At 37.5% G+C, this 23,451-nt stretch carries 15 protein-coding genes, 1 tRNA gene, 3 rRNA genes and 1 pseudogene; all 20 read right to left on the bottom strand.

The features are described 5' to 3' along the window. Window positions 1-106: 106 nt before the first annotated feature. Window positions 107-565, bottom strand: coding sequence for a TrmH family RNA methyltransferase (locus tag Bccel_RS02630; protein WP_050753023.1), 459 nt, complete (start codon window positions 563-565; stop codon window positions 107-109). A 118-nt stretch (window positions 566-683) separates the two neighbouring features. Further along, window positions 684-1,094, bottom strand: a complete 411-nt coding sequence (locus Bccel_RS02625) for a bacteriohemerythrin (protein WP_050753022.1) — start codon at window positions 1,092-1,094, stop codon at window positions 684-686. 254 nt (window positions 1,095-1,348) lie between these two features. Next, window positions 1,349-2,392, bottom strand: coding sequence for an N-acetylmuramoyl-L-alanine amidase (locus Bccel_RS02620; protein WP_036943979.1), 1,044 nt, complete (start codon window positions 2,390-2,392; stop codon window positions 1,349-1,351). Between the two features lie 131 nt (window positions 2,393-2,523). Continuing rightward, window positions 2,524-2,811 (bottom strand): hypothetical protein, encoded by a 288-nt coding sequence (locus Bccel_RS02615; RefSeq protein ID WP_036943981.1) that lies wholly within the window; start codon window positions 2,809-2,811, stop codon window positions 2,524-2,526. A 199-nt stretch (window positions 2,812-3,010) separates the two neighbouring features. Next, window positions 3,011-3,649, bottom strand: coding sequence for a 3D domain-containing protein (locus Bccel_RS02610; protein WP_050753021.1), 639 nt, complete (start codon window positions 3,647-3,649; stop codon window positions 3,011-3,013). Between the two features lie 94 nt (window positions 3,650-3,743). Further along, a complete protein-coding gene (locus tag Bccel_RS02605) occupies window positions 3,744-5,885 on the bottom strand; it encodes a stalk domain-containing protein (RefSeq protein WP_036943983.1) in 2,142 nt (713 codons plus the stop codon). A gap of 158 nt (window positions 5,886-6,043) precedes the next feature. After that, window positions 6,044-6,556, bottom strand: coding sequence for a CDP-diacylglycerol--glycerol-3-phosphate 3-phosphatidyltransferase (pgsA, locus tag Bccel_RS02600; protein ID WP_036943985.1), 513 nt, complete (start codon window positions 6,554-6,556; stop codon window positions 6,044-6,046). A 96-nt stretch (window positions 6,557-6,652) separates the two neighbouring features. Continuing rightward, window positions 6,653-7,075, bottom strand: coding sequence for an acyl-CoA thioesterase (locus Bccel_RS02595; RefSeq protein ID WP_036943987.1), 423 nt, complete (start codon window positions 7,073-7,075; stop codon window positions 6,653-6,655). Window positions 7,076-7,210: 135 nt separating this feature from the next. Beyond that, window positions 7,211-7,408: a hypothetical protein gene (locus Bccel_RS02590; protein ID WP_036943988.1), complete on the bottom strand. Its 198-nt coding sequence runs from the start codon at window positions 7,406-7,408 to the stop codon at window positions 7,211-7,213. A 23-nt stretch (window positions 7,409-7,431) separates the two neighbouring features. After that, window positions 7,432-7,662 carry a trp RNA-binding attenuation protein MtrB gene (gene mtrB, locus Bccel_RS02585; RefSeq protein ID WP_036943990.1) on the bottom strand — a complete coding sequence of 77 codons (231 nt, stop codon included), beginning with the start codon at window positions 7,660-7,662 and terminating at the stop codon, window positions 7,432-7,434. A 70-nt stretch (window positions 7,663-7,732) separates the two neighbouring features. Continuing rightward, window positions 7,733-11,227 (bottom strand): DNA polymerase III subunit alpha, encoded by a 3,495-nt coding sequence (locus Bccel_RS02580; RefSeq protein ID WP_036943992.1) that lies wholly within the window; start codon window positions 11,225-11,227, stop codon window positions 7,733-7,735. Window positions 11,228-11,508: 281 nt separating this feature from the next. Further along, window positions 11,509-13,250, bottom strand: a pseudogene (locus tag Bccel_RS02575) (phospho-sugar mutase). A 156-nt stretch (window positions 13,251-13,406) separates the two neighbouring features. Beyond that, window positions 13,407-14,045, bottom strand: coding sequence for a PilZ domain-containing protein (locus Bccel_RS02570; RefSeq protein ID WP_050753020.1), 639 nt, complete (start codon window positions 14,043-14,045; stop codon window positions 13,407-13,409). A 383-nt stretch (window positions 14,046-14,428) separates the two neighbouring features. Continuing rightward, window positions 14,429-15,373, bottom strand: coding sequence for a dockerin type I domain-containing protein (locus Bccel_RS02565; protein WP_036943995.1), 945 nt, complete (start codon window positions 15,371-15,373; stop codon window positions 14,429-14,431). Between the two features lie 197 nt (window positions 15,374-15,570). After that, window positions 15,571-15,687 (bottom strand): 5S ribosomal RNA (rrf, locus tag Bccel_RS02560). Between the two features lie 343 nt (window positions 15,688-16,030). Next, window positions 16,031-19,079 (bottom strand): 23S ribosomal RNA (locus Bccel_RS02555). Window positions 19,080-19,244: 165 nt separating this feature from the next. Next, a complete protein-coding gene (locus tag Bccel_RS30040) occupies window positions 19,245-19,397 on the bottom strand; it encodes a hypothetical protein (RefSeq protein ID WP_160317680.1) in 153 nt (50 codons plus the stop codon). A 105-nt stretch (window positions 19,398-19,502) separates the two neighbouring features. Further along, window positions 19,503-19,578: transfer RNA gene (locus Bccel_RS02550), tRNA-Ala, on the bottom strand. Window positions 19,579-19,695: 117 nt separating this feature from the next. Next, window positions 19,696-21,207, bottom strand: a 16S ribosomal RNA gene (locus tag Bccel_RS02545). Together the 16S, 23S and 5S rRNA genes with 1 tRNA gene alongside form the textbook arrangement of a ribosomal RNA operon. Before the next feature lie 434 nt (window positions 21,208-21,641). Continuing rightward, entirely contained in the window at window positions 21,642-23,327 is a 1,686-nt protein-coding gene (locus Bccel_RS02540; protein ID WP_036946615.1) for a putative bifunctional diguanylate cyclase/phosphodiesterase, read from the bottom strand. Window positions 23,328-23,451 lie beyond the last annotated feature (124 nt).

The following is a 23,451-nucleotide window of genomic DNA, read 5'->3' as shown; positions in this document are numbered from 1 at the left end:
CCCCGATTCGTATACACCACCCCAATGTATAACGAATTTCATATTCCTGGTAATCAATAAAAAACACCGATGACGGTGTTTTTTATTGATTATGTATAGGAAATTATTACGAATTTTTGAAACCTCTCTGCCTTAGCCCTTCATATAGTATGATAGATGCAGAATTGACAACATTCAATGATTCTATTTGTCCCGGCATAGGTATTGTCACAATACGATCCATTAGTGATATCTGATTCTTTGACAATCCATATACCTCATTTCCAAATACAAATACCGTTGGCATTTCATACTTTATATCCGAATAAACAGTTTCCGTTCTTGGGGATGTACCTATAATAGTTTTCCCTTCACTTTTAAGTTTCAATATCAACTCATCAAAGTTCTTTTCATAGCATATATCTGCCATTTCATGATATCCAACCGAAGCTAAAAGAGCTTTCCTGTTTCTATAATCCACACTGTTCCCTGTAAAATATACCCTAACCCCTGCCGAGCAAGCAAGCCTAATTACCACGCCAATATTTATCGGCTTTACCATATTGTCAAATACCAGTTCAAACATACATCTCCTGAAAAAAGCATAATAGTAATTTGTAATATGTATTATAACACAAAAAACATCTCGCAACCATATTATATATTTTACGAAAAAGATTTTACATTATCCACTTCACAATTCATTACCTCTTCATCATTAAAGATTCCTTGTACGCCATATCTTCCTTTAGGATATGCTGTACAATCCAATCAGCAATGAAGTTTATCAACCGTACAAGAGTTTCTTTCTGAGATGACTCTATGTCTCTATTCGCTTCTCTCTCCAACTTCTTCATGAAAAAATGATGTTCCATTTTATGTGTTTCCAGTTTGCTATAGCCGCATTCTTCCAACAACTCTTCTTCAAACTTAAAATGAAACTTTACATATTCATTCAATTCGCTAAATATTTCCATTATTTCATCATATCTGTCATAGCTATTCATTGTAGATATTGAATCGTATATTCTCTGTCCTATTTCAAATAGCTTTTTGTGCTGTTCATCTATATCCTTGTTGTTTACACTAAAATTTTCTTTCCATTCAAGTATCATTTTGTTGCCTCCTTGTTTTTAATATGTAATAATGGTATTTCATCATTATAGCCGCCTCTAAACAATGACACAAACATTTGTTAACATTAGAATATAGTTTTCTTTTATATTTATCGACATATTTAAATGCAAACCTTAAATTTATAGCAGAAGTTATTTTTTGACCATGACTAAATACAAAAAATGACTTTACTGCATTTAGCGGTAAAATCATTTTTTATACCATTAGCTTATTTTTTAATTACTTATTTTAATTACTTATTTATATTTTTCAACGCCTCTAATACTGAATCTTTTAAAACCACAGCAGCCTTTTCCTTGTAACTGTCTGTCAGAAGCTTGCCAAGTTCGGTTCTATTTGTCATATATCCCACTTCAACCAAAACTGCAGGCATTTTAGATGTTCTTAAAACAGCAAGATTTGGCCTCTGTATAACTCCTTTATTGTCGGTACCAAGCTTTGAGTTAAGGTTTTTTTGCACGATTGAGGCAAATTTATAACCATTTAATCCATTTTTACTAACCCCATTAGGGTAATAAAGCGTCATGCTTCCTTTAATGCTCTTTTGCCACTGGGTATTGTTGTGTATGCTTATAAAAAGATCTGCATTCACGGAATTTGCGAGTCCTGATCTCTCATATAAACCCACACGCCTGTCAGTAGTCCTGGTCATATATGTTTTTACTCCGCTGTTTTTTAGTAAAGTATTCAATTTCTTTGCAATTGCAAGGTTAAGATCCTTTTCATATACGCCTGAAACTATGGCACCTGTTTCATAACCCCCATGTCCAGCATCAATAACTACCTTATAATTACTAAAATTGATATTCCCACCTCTATCGTCTCCTCTTGAATTTCCAGAGGAACTGTCTCCATTGCCTACTATGACTCTACCATTTACTGCATCATATTTTACAGGGTATCCAAAATTCTCAGCTATAAACCTAATGGGAAGCATAACTGTTCCATTTTTTAAAACAGGAGGAACATCCATTTTAATAGTACTATTTCCACAATAAGCTTTATAACCGCCGGAATACATTGTTAATTTCAAATTGTCCCTTTTTGCTACTATCCTTCCTTCTTTTGCATACCAATCCAAGTATCCTCCCATACTTTCTACGGCAATTCTTGCGGGTACGAGAATTCTTCCATTAATAAGTACGGGTTGTGCATTTAGACTTATATTCTGACCGTTTACTACAAGTTGAATATCTTTAATGTTATATGAATAAGCCGGCAGTGCTGCCACTAAAATAATAAATGAAATTATTAAAGCAAATACTCTCTTCTTCATATCCCCCTCCTATTGACGATAGCGTAAAATTAAGATTAATAATTTTAGTTTACATAATGTTTGTTGAATAGGCAAGTGATATGAGGTATGTAATTTGTGGCAGCAGCTTTTTGAAATGCCCCATCGACCAGTTAATTCTTTGTTAATACCCTATTGATTTTCCTCCTTATAGGAGGAAAAACCCAGAACCCTAATACCATTCCGGTCAAACATGCTGCCACACCTGTCATCGCAGGTATGGAGCAGTTTAAAAACTCATTTAAGGTTACATCACTCCTACTAAGACTATAAAGCCTTAGTACCAGATAGGTGATAAGAAATGAAATACCTGCCAGTTGGATAATGTAATGTTGTTTTAAAAGGTTTACAATACAGCATGAAACTAAAGCTATTAGGAAAATTGATAAAATATATGGCATTATCTTCACTCTCTTAATTTAAATAATTTCCTCTAATGCAAATGTAGACGATTGAACTGCATTTGCTAATGTAAAATCTTTTTCGTAACATAGTTAATCTTTTTTATATTTTAATATATACGTTCAATAATTACAATTATTTCCATGGTTAGAATTGTTTATTTCCCTAATCCACAAATTAAAGTAAATAACCTTTTCATTAATAATACTCTGGATAAATTATTTTTACCTTAACTTTCATGCTTCCAAATCTCTCCATTTCAAAAAATGCAGATTCACCGAGATAAACATCTATAATCTTACCCTTAACCAATCTTCCTGTGTCCTCTGCCACATACCAACCATTCAAATACTTATATTCACCTGGAAATGTCATATGTATTTTACTTCCTAATGGAATCACATTTGGATCAACTGCTACAGTCCTTCCCCTAGCAGCCCTTTTGCCACTGAAAGTAATGCCGTATTCTGGATGAGACGGATATTTCCCGCAACTCTCAAAGGATAAGTCATAGGCTGTAGCAATGAACTCATCATGAGCCATTCCTTTTATAGGAAGCTTGTACTCCTTTATATCCTGCCCGTTGCCATAGCTTGAGGTAAGATACTTAAAGAAAGGGTATTCCGTTAATGGAACAATGTCGGAATATGGTAACCCGGCATTATCGTAATCCATTAACACTTCATATTTAGGTTTTACCATATCATATGTAAAATTCTTACTATCTGCTTTTGCTTTATGCTTACTAGAAATTAAAATCAAGAAAAGTATACCTATTACAAAAACTTGTACCACAATAATAGCAATCAGGTGAGAAGAAGTAACTTTAAACTTCATGAGAACACCTCAATTTTTCTGTATTTTCATGACTTGATTGAAAAAAGAATTTATATTGTTAAATAAATAGAATAAGAGAAATTTAGAAAAATTATTAATTCTGACTTACTATGAACACAGTTTTCTTTACTTTGTCCCAACTTACTTTTGCTCCGATATTCTCTGCCAAAAACCTTAATGGCACCATAGTTCTATTTCTTATGACATTTGCAGGTTCATCGAGCTTAACAATCACTCCATCAACCACAGCTTCCTTCCCTCCGACTTTTAAAATTATGGTGGATTCGTTGCGAGTGCATGTTATAGTTTTTGTAGTCTCATTATAATCAACATTCATACCCAATGCCTCACAAATTGCCCTTAAAGGAACTAATGTTTTACCATTTCTAATAAGCGGCGGTGTATCAGCTTCCAAACTCATACCATCAATATCCACACTGATGTATGAAGGGATTGTACTTACAATGGTACCTTCCTCACCACAAGCAACAAGAAATTCACCACTCCATGCCACACTTCTAAGATTCTTGACACTGCCAAGAGTTTCATCTGTCCAATTTATGCCATCTTTTGATGTTAAAGTAGAATTTCCAACCCTAACATGAGAATCAACTTGATTTTTTTTGTTTTCCACATGTGAAGCTGTCAAATCTCCAACTCCAATGTATTCTGTACCATTCCAAATAATATGCTTTATACCTTTAATATCAGGTATATCTTTACCAATATTATCTGAATCAGGAAAAACAAGAGCATCCCCAATATTATTATTTACAATTCCATCCTTTAATCGTGTGATCTTTGACCATACCTTTCCATCTGAGGATAATAACCTCATACCGTCCTTACCCTCATCAGCTATAAAGTTTACACCGTCCCACACTATGGAGTATATACTTCTATAAGAACCTGAATTAGTAATATTCCATTTTATGCAATTTGAAGATGTCAGTATCACTCCCGATTCACCAACAGCCACAAACATTTTGCCGTTCCACGATATGCTATTTAACTTACTAAAAATTCCTGTATTTGACCTAATCCACTTGATACCATCTACAGAAGTAATTATGTACCCTTCAGCCCCAACAGCCACAAACATTTTACCGTTATATATTACTTTAAACAAATCCTTGCCAAAATTATTATCCTGTCTTACCCATGAATCACCATCATAGGAAGTTAGTATAATTCCAGCATCACCCACTGTAACAAACTTATTTTTTCCCCAAACAACACTATTTAAATTTTGTTCAATTCCATTAAGGTTAATTGATATCCATTTTTCCAAATCTTTTGACTTTAATAAAGTACCGTTATTTCCAACAATAAAATAATCCTTTCCTGTATATATAACTGATTCCAAATTACTGCTGGCAGATGAATTTATCTTTTCCCATTTGGTACCGCTATCGGAACTATATATAGCACCGTTAAACCCAACTGCTATAAAACATTTGCCATCCCAGCATATGTCCTTTATTCCGTTCCCGAGTTGCAATAAGCCTTTTGATGTGCCATTTACCTCACTTGGTTTTCCTCCTATTGAAGCCTCAAGAGATACCCATGCCCAGTTTGTTCCGTCCATTGAAGTAACTATGTTTCCTTCATCTGATGATGCTACATATTTTGATCCATTCCAGCAGATGTTCTTAATAGAAGTATCCTTGCTTATTCTTACTTTGGCCCATTTCACACCATCATCTGTGCTGTAAAATCCTCCGTCATCACCTACAACTGTCAATTTATTTCCATATGTATATATATCGTTTAAAGATTCATCACTTTCTATTTCAACATTTGACCACGCTTCCCCATCAGCAGATGATAGAACGGTTCCAAATTTGCCAACTGCATAAAATTTATCTATGTGCCATACAATACTGTTTAAAGTTAGTGATGATTTTGTAGTCCAGGCTATGCCGTCGGAAGAAGTAACTATAACACCCTCACCTACTGCAATAAATTTTCCATTTCCATATGTAATACTGTTTAGGGACTCAACTGTTCCTGATTCCCTGCCAATCCATTTTATGCCTCCCTGAGATGTTTTAATCCTTCCATCCTCACCAACAGCCGCAAATAAACCTACGCCATCATATGCTATTCCTTTTAAATTAATTTTACCTGTCTCAAGAGATTTCCTCCACTTTATTTGACCTTCAGCAAAAATTGCCTGCCCCATTAAAATTATTATAGTTAATATAAAAATTCCTGTTATTTTCTTCTTTAGCATGCTAATCTTTTCCTCCTACCAGGTTTTGATTTAGGATTTATGTTTTCGTTCTTCATGTATATCGGCAGTGATCCGATACCCCTTGATAAAAATCTGTCATAAGAAATTGTGGTGCTAAATGCACCATAATTCCCTAGACATACAAAACCTTTATATTTTTATTCAATTGGTTGTTTTATTTTCCTATATTCCATAGTATACATTAAAAAGGAAAATAAATTTGCTAAGACAGCTACAAGAACAAATATGTTATTATAGGGAATGTCAAAAAGTGTCAATATTATTGCTATAAAAAATATAACTGTCGACATTTTTCCATACCAATTGGCTGAAACAACATAATTGGCCTTTTTATAAAGAATTAAACTGCCAGCTATCATAAATAGCTCTTTAGCTATAACTATTATTAAAAATACTGGAGGTATCTTATTTTTCAAAGTCAAAAGTACAAGTGCTGAAATCTGCATGGATTTATCAGCTACCGGGTCTGCAAGTTTTCCAAATGAGGTTACCAAATTGTATCTTCTTGCTATCTGACCGTCAAGAATATCTGTTATTCCGGCAAATACATAGAGAGCTACCGAAACATGGTAATCTTCAATTATCATAAAATAGCAAAAAACAGGTACTACTAAAAACCTTATTATAGTCAAAATATTTGGAACGTTCACCTATACACCGCCTAAACCAGATTGTAATGCACCTATAATATTATACAAAAAATACTTGAATAATGTATTTTTTAAAATGCCCTTAATTATATAATATTAAGATTCTCCTAAAATATTGCCAAATAACTCAAATAGCTCAGGTGAATATTTTTTAAGATTAACCGGCTTCAAGTTTTTATCAGTCCACACATGCATAGTTTCGCCTGTTGATAGTATTACAGGTTTATCACCCATTCTTTCTACTTCATAATGGAATCTAATCCTGGTATTTGTCATTTCCTCTATACTTGTTTTTATTATAATCTCATCCTCATAATTTGCGGCAATTTTAAATTTGCACTTTAATTCAATAAGAGGTAGCATTATGCCTTTCTCTTCTATCTGTGAATAAGGTAATCCTGCTTTTTTTATAAAATCCGTCCTGCCTGCCTCAAACCAAATAGCATAATTGGAATGATGGACTATGCCCATTTTATCTGTTTCCGCATATCTAACAATTAAGTGTGTCTCCGATATCATTTTATTACCCGCCTTATTTCAATTATAAACTCTCTATTTAGTATTATTCCATATAAAATATTAAACCCGTGAAAATATATCAAAATTAACACGGGAAAATTTTTAGTTCTATTAAATTACTCGTGGTAAATAATCTTAAAAACCCTTTTCAATAATTACACTGTGTGCTTCTTCAACTTCAGCTTCGGGAACAAGCACTTCAAAATAATTGTCGTTGCTTTCATGGTTTTTACTAATCGGTCTAACCTTAACAAGTATACCATCAACAGTGAGCAATTCCTGAAGTTTGTTTGCTATATCCTTGCTTTGTGCCATATACACAACAGTCCACATATAAACACGCCCCTTTTTGACTTTTATTCACCAGAAATAATTTCCCCATAACGGCTAAGAATTTTTGCTTTTCCTCTAACCTTAATGGCAGATGTATTCTCAGTAAACTGGGCTATTAATACTTCTCCCTTGTCTAGCTTCTCAGTGTGATGAAATTTAGTATCTCTTCCACGTGTGAGGCCTATAATGTTTACTCCGCTTTCCTCAGCTTTTATTATAATATAGTCCTGAATTTTATCCTGCTCCCAATCCAAACAAATCACCTCGTCATAACTATATATTATTTTATTTTAAAATCAATATTTTTTTCTAATCAGTTGTTCCTTATTCACCTGCAATCCTGACATTATCCTCTCCAAGTCTAATTTTCAACTCATCCAGGAGGCAGTCGTTGAGACTTACCCAGTATTCCCTCCCGAGAACCTTTACAGACTTGTCATCCTCATCGTAAAAACATACCGGTGTCATGCCATTAAAGTATCTAAACATGGATAAAATTGATTCGTAATTTGTCTTATCCATATTTTTATTTGTTCGGATATATACCTTTTTTAACTTTTTCTTATTTATAGGACTAATATCTTCACATATTATCTTAGGTTGCTCTTCTTCCTTCAAACTTATTCTTCCCTTTATTAATACAATATTTTCCTCTACCATTTGAGATGCATATTTTTGGAGAATTTTTGGAAATACTATAACTTCCATAGTTCCAAAGAAGTCTTCCAGGCCTAAAAATGCCATCATGTTATTGCTTTTTGTAGATTTGTTCTTTCTACTTGTTATAATTCCTCCAACAGTAACATTCATTCCATCGGTTAAGTTTTTATGCATTTCCAGCATTTCTCCAGCTTCGTTTTCAGATTGAATTGAGTAAAGATCAGAGCTGTAAATTGTAACCTGGCTCTTCAGCTCATTTTCAAACTCTAAAAGCGGGTGTCCTGAAATATAAAGGCCTAGCATTTCCTTCTCCATTGCCAAAAGAATCTTCTGGGGATATTCCTTTATATCGGGATACTCAATATAAGCTTTAACTCTTTCTTTATTAACTGAGCCAAATTCAAATATGGACAGCTGCCCTTCCATATTCTTTTTTCTTGTTTGGGCTATTGTATCAAGCTGCTTTTCAAAAACCGCCAGAAGCTTTGAGCGATATACCCCAAAGGAATCAAATGCACCGCTTTTTATAAGACTTTCTATACATCTTTTATTTATATCCTTACCGTCAATCCTTTCGCAAAAGTCCCTGAAATCCTTAAAACTTCCACTCTTCTCCCGTTCAATAATAATGCTTCCTACTGCTCCCCCACCTACATTTTTAACAGCAGCCAGACCAAACCTGACCTTACCGTTAACAACTGTAAACTTTACGTTGCTCTCATTAATGTCAGGCGGAAGCACCTCAATATTCATCGCCTTGCATTCCGATACATACTGAGATACCTTTTCACTGCTCCCTAAAAAGCTGTTTAGGGACGCCGCCATAAACTCTACCGGATAGTAGTATTTAAGCCATGCAGTCTGGTATGCTACCACTGCGTAAGCAGCAGCATGAGATTTATTGAAGGCATAACTTGCAAAATCCATCATTTCATCGAAAATTTTATTTGCTGTTGCCTCATCCACACCATTTCTCACAGCACCAGATACTTCAATATCTCCTTTTGCATCTACTATACCATGTATGAAATTCTGCCTTTCCTGCTCCATTACGCTTATTTTCTTCTTGGACATGGCCCTTCTTACAAGGTCGGACCTACCCATTGAGTAGCCTGCCAAATCCCTTACAATCTGCATAACCTGCTCCTGGTATACCATACAGCCGTAAGTAACATCCATAATGTGCTTAAGCTTTGGATGGTCATATTTTACTTCATCAGGATTGTTTTTGTTCTTTAAATACCTGGGTATCTGATCCATTGGCCCCGGACGGTACAACGAAATACCTGCAATTATATCCTCAAGGCTTGATGGCTGAAGTTCCTTCATAAACTGAGTCATTCCGCCGCTTTCAAGCTGGAATACGCCAGATGTTTTACCTTCACTTATCATCTTGAAAACAGCTTTATCATCCATATCAAGCTTATCAATATTGATCTTTCTGCCGTAATTTTTATATACCAGTTCAACCGCATCCCTAATTACGGTAAGGGTCCTAAGGCCCAGAAAATCCATTTTCAGAAGCCCCAGCTCTTCTAACGTTCCCATTGTAAACTGAGTTGTTATACTATCCTCGTTCCTTTGCAGGGGAACACATTCGTCAATGGGGTCCTTTGAAATAACCACCCCTGCTGCATGGGTTGAAGCATGCCTTGGCATACCTTCTAAAAGCCTTGCCATCTCGATTAATTCCCTTGTCCGATCATCCTCATTATACCGCTTTTTCAGTTCAGGATTTAATTCTAAAGCCTTTTCTATATTCATTCCTGGTTGAAAAGGAATCATCTTTGCAACAATATCCACATCACCATATGGAACGTTCAGAGCCCTTCCAACATCTCGTATAGCAGCCCTAGCCGCCATTGTTCCGAAGGTTATTATCTGTGCAACCCTATCCTTTCCGTACTTTCTGACAACATAGTCTATTACCTCCTGCCTTCTTTCAAAGCAGAAATCAATATCTATATCTGGCATACTTATCCTCTCGGGATTTAAGAACCTTTCAAAAAGAAGATTGTACTTTATGGGATCAATATTGGTAATTCCCAAAGTATAGGCCACAAGGCTTCCTGCAGCCGATCCCCTTCCAGGGCCTACCATTATACCGTTATCCTTTGCATATTTAATAAAATCCCAAACAACAAGGAAATAATCCACATAGCCCATTTGCTTTATGACAGAAAGCTCATATGATAGCCTGTACCTCTTTTCCTGATCGCTTGCATCCCCATATAAACGTTCAAGCCCTTCAAAGCATAAACTTTCAAGGTAGTCATATGGGTTTGTTGTGTCAGGAACGGAATATGAGGGCAAATGGAGCTTTCCAAATTCCAACTCCACATTGCAGCTTTCCGCAACCTTCACAGTGTTTTCCAGTGCTTCAGGTACATTTTTAAATAACCTGTACATTTCGTCAATTGATTTAATATAAAATTCATCGGCTGAAAAAGACATCCTGTCTTCGTCATCCATAGTCTTACCTGTTTGTATGCAAAGTAGAATTTCCTGTGCCCTCGCGTCCTCACGTCTTAAATAATGGGCATCATTGGTTGCAATAAGGGGCAATGACAGCTCTTTACTCATTTTTATGAGCTGTTGGTTAACAAGGTTTTGCTCCTCAATTCCGTTACTTTGTAATTCAAGAAAAAAGTTCCCCTGTCCAAAAATCGAATTGTATTTTAAGGCTATTTTCTTTGCTTTGTCAATATCATTACGCATAATGGCCTTGGAAATATCTCCTGAAAGGCATGCACTTAATGCTGTTATACCTTCACTGTACTTTTCCAGTACTTCAATATCAACCCTAGGCCTATAGTAAAAGCCCTCAGTAAAGCCTATTGATACTATTTTCATAAGGTTTTTATAACCGGTCATATCCCGTGCTAACAGCACAAGATGCCCCTGTTCCGAATCAAGGTTAGCCTCTTTATCAAACCTTGTTCTTTTTGCAGTATATATTTCACAACCAATAATAGGCTTAATACCATTTTTTACCGCTTCCTTGTAAAAATCAACCACTCCATACATAACTCCATGATCGGTTATTGCTATGCTCTTCATGCCAAGCTCTGCAGTATGTCTTATTAGATCCTTTATTCTGTTGGCACCATCCAAAAGACTGTACTCGGTATGGACGTGCAAATGTACAAAATCAGGCATATTAACCCTTCTTTCAGTTAAGGCATAATTGGAATATTACTTCCGCTTCTACACAGTTGCTAACGTGTTAATTCAACACATAAGCGAAATTTATAGCGAAAGTTATGTTTTAGTTATTCCTAAATATTATAGCATATAATGATTTCACTTTTTCAAGTTTGTTATTGGAGTACTTCATTAATATATAATAATTATTACCACAAAACACAAAAAGAGTCAGGAATTAACCTGACCCTCAATCATTCTTTAATGTCTAAAAAATTAAGAATTATAGATGTTTATTACTCATATAAAAACTTCTTTACAACTGTAAGCACATTTTCCCTTAGTGTATCAAGCTTACCTTGTGCATTATGAAGGCCTGTTCCTGTAACTCCGTAGTATATCTTTATTTTGGGCTCTGTTCCAGATGGTCTTACACAAAACCATGAACCATCCTCCATTTCATAATACAGTACATCTGATTCAGGAAGAGTCAGCTTTTCTACGCTGCCTGATTTTATATCATATCTCTCACCTTTTGCGTAATCCCTTATTGCAGACACGACAGATGTCCCAAAGCTTGAATGTCTAGCCTTCCTTAATTCATCCATTGTAAACTTTATTTTTCAAGCCCTTCCTTGCCGGCAAGTGTAAAGGATGTTATTGACTCAATTGTATAACCATATTTCTTAAAAAGCTCTTCTAATGCATCATATAGTGTCATTCCCTTTGACTTGAAGTAGGCTGCCATCTCAGCAATTAACATGGATGCTACCACTCCATCCTTATCCCTTGCATGTGTTCCAGCAAGGTAGCCATAGCTTTCTTCAAAGCCGAAGATATATTTCTTATTTCCATATTCATCTAATTCTTTAATTTTTTCTCCTATGAACTTAAAGCCTGTTAAAACCTCAATCACTTCTATATCATAAGCACTTGCAATCTTTCTTGACAATTCTGAAGATACAATAGTCTTAGCTACAAATCCGTTTGTAGGAAGGTTTCCATTTGCTTTTTTCTGTGACAGCATGTATTCCATTAGAAGGCAGCCAGTCTGGTTACCTGTAAAAACAACATACTCACCGTTTTTATTTCTTACAGCTATTCCAACCCTGTCACAATCGGGATCAGTACCTATTACAAGGTCACTGTCCTCTTTTGCAGCAAGCTCTATGGCCATTGTAAGTGCTTCTTTGTCCTCAGGATTTGGAGACTTAACAGTGGAGAAATTTGGATCGGCTATTTCCTGTTCCTTAACCACAATTACATTCTCGAAGCCATTCTCCTTCAACACTCTTCTTACCGGTTTATTTCCGGTACCATGAAGAGGAGTATATACAATCTTCATAGTCTTACCTATTTCTTTGACTAAATCAGGATTTATACATTGCTTCTTGATTTCTGATATAAATGCATTTTCTATCTCAATGCCCACAATTTTAAGCAAACCTTTATTAAGGGCCTCTTCCTTGTCCATTAATGCTATACTGGACATGTCTTTAATTTTGCCTATCTCATCCAACACTATGTTAGAGCCTTCTAATGAAAGCTGTGCTCCATCTTCGCCATAAACCTTATACCCGTTGTATTCCTTTGGATTATGGCTGGCTGTCACCATTATACCTACAGCAGTATTAAAGAACCTTACTGCAAATGATAAAACAGGAACAGGCCTTAATTCATTAAATAAATACGTCTTAATACCATTTCCTGTATAAACTTTAGCAGATTCCAATGCAAACTCAGGTGATTTATTTCTTGAGTCAAAGGAAATAACAACTCCCCTGTCCATAGCTTCCTTACCAAGACTTTTGATATAGTTGGCTACTCCCTGTGCTGCTTTCCTGACTGTATATATATTCATTCTATTAGTTCCCGCACCAATTATCCCTCTAAGTCCACCTGTACCAAATTCCAGTTCTTTATAAAACCTTTCAACGATTTCTTTTTCATTATCCTTTATTTGTGACAGTTCATTTTTTGTATCTGTATCAAAATAATCATCCGTCAACCAAAAATTAAACAATTCCCTTGTATCCATATATTACCTCCTTAGCATTCTATACCAGCATATAGTATACCACAATACCCAATTATTAAAAACTCAAAATTGTTAATTTTATATAATTATTTTTAGAATAAAAAACGGACCTTTTAGATCAGTCCGTTGCATTAACCTTATTTAATATATCTAATTTTATTTCAATGACTCCTTGACATAAAGGCTTTCATCCTTTTCCATCTTATATATAAGCTTATCTAAAATATCTTTATTCATGTCATCAATATATGTGATCTTGACACCATATTCATTATATAATCCTCTTGACTCAGCTCTTATTATATCTGCAGTAAATTCAAGATAGTCCTTTTCTCCAACTTGTGTTATTATTTTTAATTTTTTACTGTCATTCTCTGGAATTTCATCTTTTATTACTATTCCTGCACCATTAAATCCAATGTTTTTAACAACAGAATAAATTTTATAATCACTTTTAGCCAGAGTTACATTTGCCATCATATTAACCATATATCTTCTAAATTCTCTTTTATTTCTGTACTTATCAATCCTGTCTACACATACTTGAACATAATTAGGATATTTGAAATCAATATCACTTATTATTCCATTTATAACCAACTCATATTCATCTCCAAATACCTGAGCATTTATCTTATCGCCCTTGAAAACATTTCTTTTTAAAAACTCCATTGGTAATTTGAAGTATAAATTATGCCCCTCAATTTTTTGTACTACAGTTAAGGTCGGTTCACTCATAGAAGCGTGGCTCATACTAATAACTGTACCACGTTTGAAGTATTCCATATTTTCCATAAACTTCTTCCTCCCTTTTTTGTACGTAAGGTCTTTAAGGATTATGTAAATTTAAAGATTCAATTGATGTGTTTCAGGTATTAGCAAATAATTCTCTCGCCAATAGAGCATTTCAAAAAGCTGAACTATATGTTTTGCAATAATCATTTTACACTTTTAATTATTGCAAAACATTCTCCTTGATTCATATGTTGCGAAAAGTTCATTTTTATAATGCAAATACAGACGATTCAGCTGCATTTGCTAATGTAAAATTTTTTCGTAATATATACAATTGTATTATAAAAAATACTTGAATAATATTTTGAAATGCCCTAATTTATAGAACAGTTCGTAAAATCACCAATATATATTTCGACAATAATTTTATATTCCTTTATTATTTATTTGTCCAAAGTTGTAATTTCACTTGTATATATCCCTGAACCTCTTATACCCGGTCCATCAAGCACCAACGCGCAGCCATATTGAGTGTTTTTCTTAAGCCCACTAATTTTTATTGAAAAGTCCTTATTAGTTCCCAACAAAAATGCACCGGCATAAAAGCTCCTTGAATCTCCAAGGAAAATTAGTGAAGGATTATCTTTTTCCCAATATGCACTGTGCACAGTATAAGTATAATCATGTACATATATTGAGGCATTGAGTATTGCAGAGCTAGATGTTATTTCTGTAACAGAACCAAATTTAAATCTAAATTCCGGTATAGGCTCATACTCCTGAGGAATATAAAAATCTCTAATAGATCCAACCAAAATTTTATTTGGATTATAACTTGATTTTGTTGAGTTAAAGTGCAATGCTATAGGCATTAAATCACTCATATTGATGATTTTATCCTTATTAAAATCTACACTTATATTATAAGATGTATCGCTTGAAGTACTATTAAAGCATTTAGCCATCTGTACAGCATCAAGAATATTTATTGTACCATCCTGAACACCATCTATGGAAATATCGCCAGCAAGCATTTCCACAAAGAAACTTTTGGACGAAAGGTCAATGTCACTCTTGAAAGTATGTATTACAAGATCCCTTTCCAAATATCCTTCTCTGGAAAATTTAAGTGTATAACCCCTAAGGTTTTCAGGGATATTTTCAATTTCAAAGTACCCATCTGAGGAGCTAATAGCTGAATAAGGCAATTCCTTGTTGTTACTTAATACTTTAACAATAAAACCGTTACTAATACCCTGGGTGCCTATTAAATCCGGTTTAACATACCCTGAAATCCTGTAAGCATTTTCAGATGTCTCTGCGTATGCACCGATGAAAACACAGGCAAGTAAAGAAATAATTGAAATCAAAAAAATTACTTTCTTCATAAATAAATATTCCTCCCTTAATAATCGTCCGCACTGTAACTCATGTTTTACAGTTAATAATACACAGAATTATAGTAAATGTCAATAACCTAATTGGTAAAAACGGGATCTATAAATTGCATTACAGGGTATGTTAAACTTACATGTAATTAAACTCAAACAGAGCCTTATGCTATTCGCATAAGGCTCTGATATAAATCTGGCGACTACCTATTTTACCAAGACGCAACCGTCTAAGTATCGTCGGCACTAAGAAGCTTAACTGCCGTGTTCGGGATGGGAACGGGTGTGACCTTCTCGTAATCATCACCAGAAAATTTAATTGATAAGGCTTTTGCCTATCAACTTTTGACTATTTAATTATCAGGTTCTGAAATCTCTTATCCTAACTTCCGTTAATCTCGCTTATGTGTTGACTTAATTCCGTCAACACCCGCTCGAACCGGAAGTAGCGTCTAAGTGATTTCTTGAAATCCCTTATCCTAACTTCCGCTAATCTCGCTCATGTGTCGACTTAGTTTCGTCAACACCCGCTCGAATCGGAAGTAATGTCTAAATGATTTCTTATATACCCTCAAAACTATATAATGAAGTAATATTGACAAGAATTGATGATTTAACTATGATAAAGACTCTCTTTATAAATACCTGTTTTAATTGGTCAAGCCCTCGACCTATTAGTATCAGTCAGCTTAATGCATTACTGCACTTACACTCCTGACCTATCAACCATGTAGTCTACATGGGGTCTTACCCTTACGGTGGGATATCTCATCTTAGGGTGGGTTTCACGCTTAGATGCCTTCAGCGTTTATCCCTGCCGAACTTGGCTACCCAGCTGTGCCACTGGTGTGACAACTGGTGCACTAGAGGTTCGTCCATCCCGGTCCTCTCGTACTAAGGACAGATCCCTTCAAATATCCTGCGCCCGCGACAGATAGGGACCGAACTGTCTCACGACGTTCTGAACCCAGCTCGCGTACCGCTTTAATTGGCGAACAGCCAAACCCTTGGAACCTACTACAGCTCCAGGATGCGATGAGCCGACATCGAGGTGCCAAACCTCCCCGTCGATGTGGACTCTTGGGGGAGATAAGCCTGTTATCCCCAGGGTAGCTTTTATCCGTTGAGCGATGGCAATTCCACTTTCATACCACCGGATCACTAAGCCCTACTTTCGTACCTGCTCGACTTGTTTGTCTCGCAGTCAGGCTACCTTATGCCTTTGCACTCGATGCACGATTTCCAACCGTGCTGAGGTAACCTTTGGACGCCTCCGTTACCTTTTGGGAGGCGACCGCCCCAGTCAAACTGCCCACCTGACATTGTCCCAAGTCCGGATTACGGACTCTGGTTAGAGTTCCAGTACTCTTAGAGTGGTATCCCAACATTGGCTCCATAATGGCTAGCGCCACTACTTCCAAGCCTCCCACCTATCCTGTACAAAGAATACCGAAACCCAGTATCAGGCTACAGTAAAGCTCCATGGGGTCTTTCCGTCTAGTCGCGGGTAACTTGCATCTTCACAAGTACTACAATTTCGCCGGGTACGTTGTTGAGACAGTGCCCAAGTCATTACGCCATTCGTGCGGGTCAGAACTTACCTGACAAGGAATTTCGCTACCTTAGGACCGTTATAGTTACGGCCGCCGTTTACTGGGGCTTAAGTTCACTGCTTCGCCTTGCGACTTACAGATTCCCGTAACCTTCCAGCACCGGGCAGGCGTCAGCCCCTATACTTCATCTTTCGATTTAGCAGAGACCTGTGTTTTTGATAAACAGTTGCTTGGGCCTATTCTCTGCGACCTCATTGCTGAGGCACCCCTTATTGCGAACTTACGGGGTCAATTTGCCGAGTTCCTTAACAACGCTTCTCCCGATCGTCTTAGGATTCTCTCCTCACCTACCTGTGTCGGTTTGCGGTACGGGTACCATCATCCTCGATAGTGGCTTTTCTCGTCAGCGTGGAATCTGTCACTTCGGTACTCTAATTTCCCTCCTCATAAGATATTCGAACCGTCTGGCGGATTTGCCTACCAAACTGTCTACCTTCTTTGAACGAGCTCTTCCAGTCACTCGCTTGACTTATCCTCCTGCGTCCCCACTTCTCTAATAGCGGCTAACGGTAGTACAGGAATTTCAACCTGTTGTCCATCGCCTACGCCTCTCGGCCTCAGCTTAGGTCCCGACTTACCCTGGGCGGACGAACCTTCCCCAGGAAACCTTAGGTTTTCGACGGTAAAGATTCTCACTTTACTCTCGCTACTTATTCCGGCATTCTCACTACTGCTTCGTCCACATGTCCTTACGATCATGCTTCAGCCTACAACAGTAAGCTCCCCTACCCCTCGTGTGTGCTCAATGCTGCTCCCTAATTCACAGCTTTAGCTTGAGGACAATTTAACGAAAAATATCTTATTTGTTTCACAAGGATATTTTTCGTGAAGCTTCCCTTCACTTTACTGCTTGTTAAAGTAACACCATTGAACACACACAAAGCCATAGCTTCGGTACACAGTTTTAGCCCCGGTAATTTTCGGCGCAGGCTCACTCGACTAGTGAGCTATTACGCACTCTTTGAATGAGTGGCTGCTTCTAAGCCAACATCCTAGTTGTCTTAGCAAACCCACATCCTTTTCCACTTAACTGTGATTTTGGGACCTTAGCTGATGGTCTGGGCTGTTTCCCTTTTGACAACGAAACTTATCTCACGCTGTCTGACTCCCAAGGAGCATCTATACGGCATTCAGAGTTTGATAGGGTTCGGTAACCCGGTAAGGCCCCTAGCCCATTCAGTGCTTTACCTCCGTTAGACTCCCTTGAGGCTAGCCCTAAAGCTATTTCGGGGAGAACCAGCTATCTCCGAGTTCGATTGGAATTTCTCCGCCATCCACAGCTCATCCCAGACCTTTTCAACGGTCATGTGGTTCGGTCCTCCACGAGATTTTACTCCCGCTTCAACCTGTCCATGGATAGGTCACCCGGTTTCGGGTCTATTACACGTAACTTATCGCCCTATTAAGACTCGGTTTCCCTTCGGCTCCGTACCTTAAGTACTTAACCTTGCTACGTACAATAACTCGCCGGACCGTTCTACAAAAAGTACGCTGTCGAGCCTTAATGCTCTACAACTGCTTGTAAACATAGGGTTTCAGGTTCTATTTCACTCCCCTCCCGGGGTTCTTTTCACCTTTCCCTCACGGTACTGCTTCACTATCGGTCACCAGTTAGTATTTAGCCTTGGGAGGTGGTCCTCCCTGCTTCCCACAAGGTTTCACGTGTCTCGTGGTACTCTGGATACTGGCCTGTCTCTCAACTTTTCGCGTACGGGACTCTTACCCTCTTTGGTTCAGTTTTCCAAACTGCTTCTGCTAAGTCTCAAGAATCATTATGCCAGTCCACAACCCCGGTCTACATTGCTGTAGTCCGGTTTGGGCTTCTCCGCGTTCGCTCGCCACTACTTACGGAATCACTTTTGTTTTCTTTTCCTGCGGGTACTTAGATGTTTCAGTTCCCCGCGTCTCCCTCCTTAACACTATGAATTCATGTTAAGGTACCTGAGTGCTTATCTCAGGTGGGTTTCCCCATTCGGACATCTACGGATTAAACGGATATTTGCTCCTGCCCGTAGCTTTTCGCAGCTTATCGCGTCCTTCATCGGCTTCTGGTGCCTAGGCATTCACCCTATGCTCTTATTAGCTTGACCTATGTTATCTTTTTTCGCATTATACTGCAACTTGTTGAGATGAAATCACCGTTTTGGGTGATTTTATCGAAACCTAGTTGCTGTTTGCAAAAAAGATAATTCTCGATTTTCTCTCGATAATGGTTTCTCATAAAGTAATTGTCTTTTACCATCGTTATGATCATCCTAAGAGTCACTTGTACCTTTAATTCGATTAAAAGTGACTAATCTATACATTTGTCTGTCGCAAATCCCGTTAAAGCATTCGGTATTTGCTCCGTCAAATGTAAGATTACTTACACTTTTTATCTTGATACTTGTTACCCTTATTTTTCTCATCTTTACTTCTTCATTATATAGTTTTCAAGGTACATATTAATTTTAGCTATTTGAACTTAGATCCCAGTAATATACCCTAAAGTGTATTTCTAGTCTCTGCAGTTCTGGTGGAGATAAAGAGAGTCGAACTCTTGACCCCCTGCTTGCAAGGCAGGTGCTCTCCCAACTGAGCTATACCCCCAAATTAAACTTCCATTACCCAATGGGCTCTGGAAACTAAACAGTGTAATTGAAAGAACTCGTTACCGACCTGGAATTTAGAAGTTTGAGACTTATCTCAATCTTCAGTTCTCCTTAGAAAGGAGGTGATCCAGCCGCACCTTCCGATACGGCTACCTTGTTACGACTTCACCCCAATCATCGGCCCCACCTTCGGCAGCGTCCTCCTTGCGGTTAGACTACTGACTTCGGGTGTTGCAGACTCTCATGGTGTGACGGGCGGTGTGTACAAGGCCCGGGAACGTATTCACGGCAGTATGCTGACCTGCCATTACTAGCAATTCCGACTTCATGTGGGCGAGTTTCAGCCCACAATCTGAACTGGGACTATTTTTGGGGATTTGCTCCACCTTGCGGCTTAGCTTCCCTCTGTAATAGCCATTGTAGTACGTGTGTAGCCCAGGACATAAGGGGCATGATGATTTGACGTCGTCCCCACCTTCCTCCGATTTGTCACCGGCAGTCTCGCTAGAGTGCCCAACTTAATGATGGCAACTAACAACAGGGGTTGCGCTCGTTGCGGGACTTAACCCAACATCTCACGACACGAGCTGACGACAACCATGCACCACCTGTCTCCTTGCCCCGAAGGGAAATGATATCTCTACCATCGTCAAGGGATGTCAAGCCCTGGTAAGGTTCTTCGCGTTGCTTCGAATTAAACCACATACTCCACTGCTTGTGCGGGCCCCCGTCAATTCCTTTGAGTTTCAACCTTGCGGCCGTACTCCCCAGGTGGGATACTTATTGTGTTAACTGCGGCACGGAAGGGGTCGATACCTCCCACACCTAGTATCCATCGTTTACAGCGTGGACTACCAGGGTATCTAATCCTGTTTGCTCCCCACGCTTTCGCGCCTCAGCGTCAGTTACTGTCCAGAAAGCCGCCTTCGCCACTGGTGTTCCTCCTAATATCTACGCATTTCACCGCTACACTAGGAATTCCGCTTTCCTCTCCAGCACTCAAGAAACATAGTTTCAGATGCAGTTCCGAAGTTGAGCCCCGGAGTTTCACATCTGACTTACATTCCCGCCTACACGCCCTTTACACCCAGTAAATCCGGACAACGCTCGCCACCTACGTATTACCGCGGCTGCTGGCACGTAGTTAGCCGTGGCTTGTTTTTGAGGTACCGTCATTATTCGTCCCTCATCAAAGAAGTTTACGATCCGAAAACCTTCATCCTTCACGCGGCGTTGCTGCATCAGGGTTTCCCCCATTGTGCAATATTCCCCACTGCTGCCTCCCGTAGGAGTCTGGGCCGTGTCTCAGTCCCAATGTGGCCGATCAACCTCTCAGTTCGGCTACCAATCGTCGCCTTGGTGGTCCGTTACACCACCAACTAGCTAATTGGACGCGGGTCCATCTTATACCGGATTGCTCCTTTGACAACTCTGTGATGCCACAAAATTGTGTTATGCGGTATTAGCACAAGTTTCCCTGTGTTATCCCCCTGTATAAGGCAGGTTACCCACGCGTTACTCACCCGTCCGCCGCTAAGATATCTATTGCTAAATATCTCCGCTCGACTTGCATGTGTTAGGCACGCCGCCAGCGTTCGTCCTGAGCCAGGATCAAACTCTCAAATTAATATTTGAAAATTTAATTAGCTCATTTAATAATCTACTTACTGACTTTTATAAAGTTCGCAAGTTACTCAAATCTGATTTAGCTTATAAAAGCTTCATCTTAAAATTAACGAGTTTCTTTCGTCTTTTTACACTGTTTACTTTTCAAAGTCCATTGCTGCGTTCGAAGCAGCTTATACATACTACCATAATCTTTTTTTACTGTCAACACTTTTTTTTGTTTTTACTTTTTTCTGCAATATTTTCACCAGTGTCTCAGTGACAGCTTATATAATATAACACCTTATTAAACATATCTCAATATCATTAAAATTTAGTATAAGCCCATTAATGTAAAATATACTTTTTATACTCTTTTATACGCAGAAATGAGCTCTCTAAGTATATATTCCTCTTTGTTCATACAAAAACGATAAATAATAAACTCTCCACAATTCAATTTATATAAATTGAAGGGACAGACAGCAGTCTTTCAATTTCATCGACAGGCAAAGGCTTACTGAAATAGTACCCTTGTGCTTTATCACATTTTTGCTCTTTTATAAACTCCAATTGTTTTTTGGTTTCAATACCCTCAGCGACAACAGATAGATTCATCTTGTGAGCAAGTGCTATTATTGACTCAGCAATTGCTTCTTCCTTTGAATCTTCAGTAATTTCATCTATAAACGACTTATCAATTTTAATAGTATCTATAGGAAGCCTTTTTAAATAATTTAACGAAGAGTACCCGGTACCAAAATCGTCTAAAGATATCCTAACCCCCATTGATTTTAAATCCTTCAATACAGGTAAAGTAACATCAATATCCTTCATAACCAGACTCTCGGTTATTTCAATTTCTATGAAATCCGCCCTAAGTCCTGTATCATTAATAATTTCCTTCAATAAGTCCACGAAATTAGCTTGCTGAAATTCCTTACTTGTTAAATTGACAGAAATGGTAACAGGCTCGATATCGGAATCAATCCAGGATTTTAATTGCTTGCATGCTGTCCGCATCACAAACTCATCTATTTCAACGATAAGGCCGGACTCTTCAGCTACTGGAATAAATTTAGCCGGTTGAATAATCCCTTCTATAGGATGGTTCCATCTTACAAGTGCCTCAACTCCCTTCACCTGCATTGTTCCTATATCTATTTGAGGCTGATAGTATACTATAAATTCTTCATTCTTTATTGCTTTCCTTAACTTATTTTCCAATTCCAGCTTTTCAGATACCTTCTCGTTCATATACTGTCTAAAGAATAAGAAGCAGTTCTTCCCGCTTTCCTTTGCCTGGTACATTGCTGTATCTGCATTTTTGTATAATGTTTGTAAATCTGCTCCATCATAAGGATATATAACTATGCCTGCACTGGCAGTTATGAAAAATTCCTTTCCGCTTAAACTCCACTGCCTGGAAAATAGATTTAAAATTCTTCTTGCTTTGTTTTCAATTTTTTCTTTGTCACTTTCATCCGCAAGAAGTATAATAAACTCATCTCCTCCAAGTCGTGCAACTATGTCTCTTTCATCTATGCATTTTCTCAGATCCCAGGCAATGTTTTTCAGAAGTTGGTCCCCGTAATCATGCCCCAAAATATCATTGACCATCTTAAAATTATCCAAATCCAGAAATAACAATGAAAACCTGGTATTATCATCTGCTATCTTTAACATGTTTTCAATTTTTTCAGCCATAAATCCCCTATTGGGCAAACATGTTAAAAAATCATAGTATTCAAACTTTTTTATTTCATTCATACTTGCCTTTAGCTTCCTTTTAGATTCAACCAACTTCCTATAACTTTTTTCTCTGGAATCTTCTTTTATCCGAATAATTTTCATCACATTATTAAACATTAAATATAGGATAGTAGCAGTAATAAGCACATAAAACAAACCTTTAAATGTCTGCAGATTTCTTAATGCGTCTATATCACTGGTCGTATATTTGGTTATGATGTCATCAGAATAAAATATCCACATAAAACCCAAAATCAAATATATTAAAGATATTTTTAATGGTGCGTGTCTTAAGTCACGGATGTTTTTATTCTTAAAAATCCTTGGTCTATTCTTGCCGGACTTTAATATATTATCCTTGGAGTCTATGTCATACTTATTGTTTGCCATATTGCCTCCCATATTTTATCTTGCTATTTATTAATGTGTGAATGAAAAATCACTTCCACTTTCTTATTATATCGGAATTTTAATAAACACCATTTAGAATTATTGAAAAGTAAACATATTTAGC

This window comes from Pseudobacteroides cellulosolvens ATCC 35603 = DSM 2933, assembly GCF_001262605.1.
In the GTDB taxonomy this organism is placed as follows: domain Bacteria; phylum Bacillota; class Clostridia; order Acetivibrionales; family DSM-2933; genus Pseudobacteroides; species Pseudobacteroides cellulosolvens.
This window is presented reverse-complemented; position numbering and strand designations above follow the sequence as displayed.

Bases quoted from the DNA above. Each gene is read 5' to 3' on its own strand.
- Bccel_RS02610 (WP_050753021.1), bottom strand. From the start codon at position 3,649: ATGAAGTTTAAAGTTACTTCTTCTCACCTGATTGCTATTATTGTGGTA.
- Bccel_RS02605 (WP_036943983.1), bottom strand. From the start codon at position 5,885: ATGCTAAAGAAGAAAATAACAGGAATTTTTATATTAACTATAATAATT.
- Bccel_RS02595 (WP_036943987.1), bottom strand. From the start codon at position 7,075: ATGATATCGGAGACACACTTAATTGTTAGATATGCGGAAACAGATAAA.
- Bccel_RS02570 (WP_050753020.1), bottom strand. From the start codon at position 14,045: ATGGAAAATATGGAATACTTCAAACGTGGTACAGTTATTAGTATGAGC.
- Bccel_RS30040 (WP_160317680.1), bottom strand. From the start codon at position 19,397: ATGAGAAAAATAAGGGTAACAAGTATCAAGATAAAAAGTGTAAGTAAT.
- Bccel_RS02590 (WP_036943988.1), bottom strand. From the start codon at position 7,408: ATGTGGACTGTTGTGTATATGGCACAAAGCAAGGATATAGCAAACAAA.
- Bccel_RS02580 (WP_036943992.1), bottom strand. From the start codon at position 11,227: ATGCCTGATTTTGTACATTTGCACGTCCATACCGAGTACAGTCTTTTG.
- Bccel_RS02565 (WP_036943995.1), bottom strand. From the start codon at position 15,373: ATGAAGAAAGTAATTTTTTTGATTTCAATTATTTCTTTACTTGCCTGT.
- Bccel_RS02615 (WP_036943981.1), bottom strand. From the start codon at position 2,811: ATGCCATATATTTTATCAATTTTCCTAATAGCTTTAGTTTCATGCTGT.
- Bccel_RS02620 (WP_036943979.1), bottom strand. From the start codon at position 2,392: ATGAAGAAGAGAGTATTTGCTTTAATAATTTCATTTATTATTTTAGTG.
- Bccel_RS02540 (WP_036946615.1), bottom strand. From the start codon at position 23,327: ATGGCAAACAATAAGTATGACATAGACTCCAAGGATAATATATTAAAG.
- Bccel_RS02625 (WP_050753022.1), bottom strand. From the start codon at position 1,094: ATGATACTTGAATGGAAAGAAAATTTTAGTGTAAACAACAAGGATATA.
- Bccel_RS02630 (WP_050753023.1), bottom strand. From the start codon at position 565: ATGTTTGAACTGGTATTTGACAATATGGTAAAGCCGATAAATATTGGC.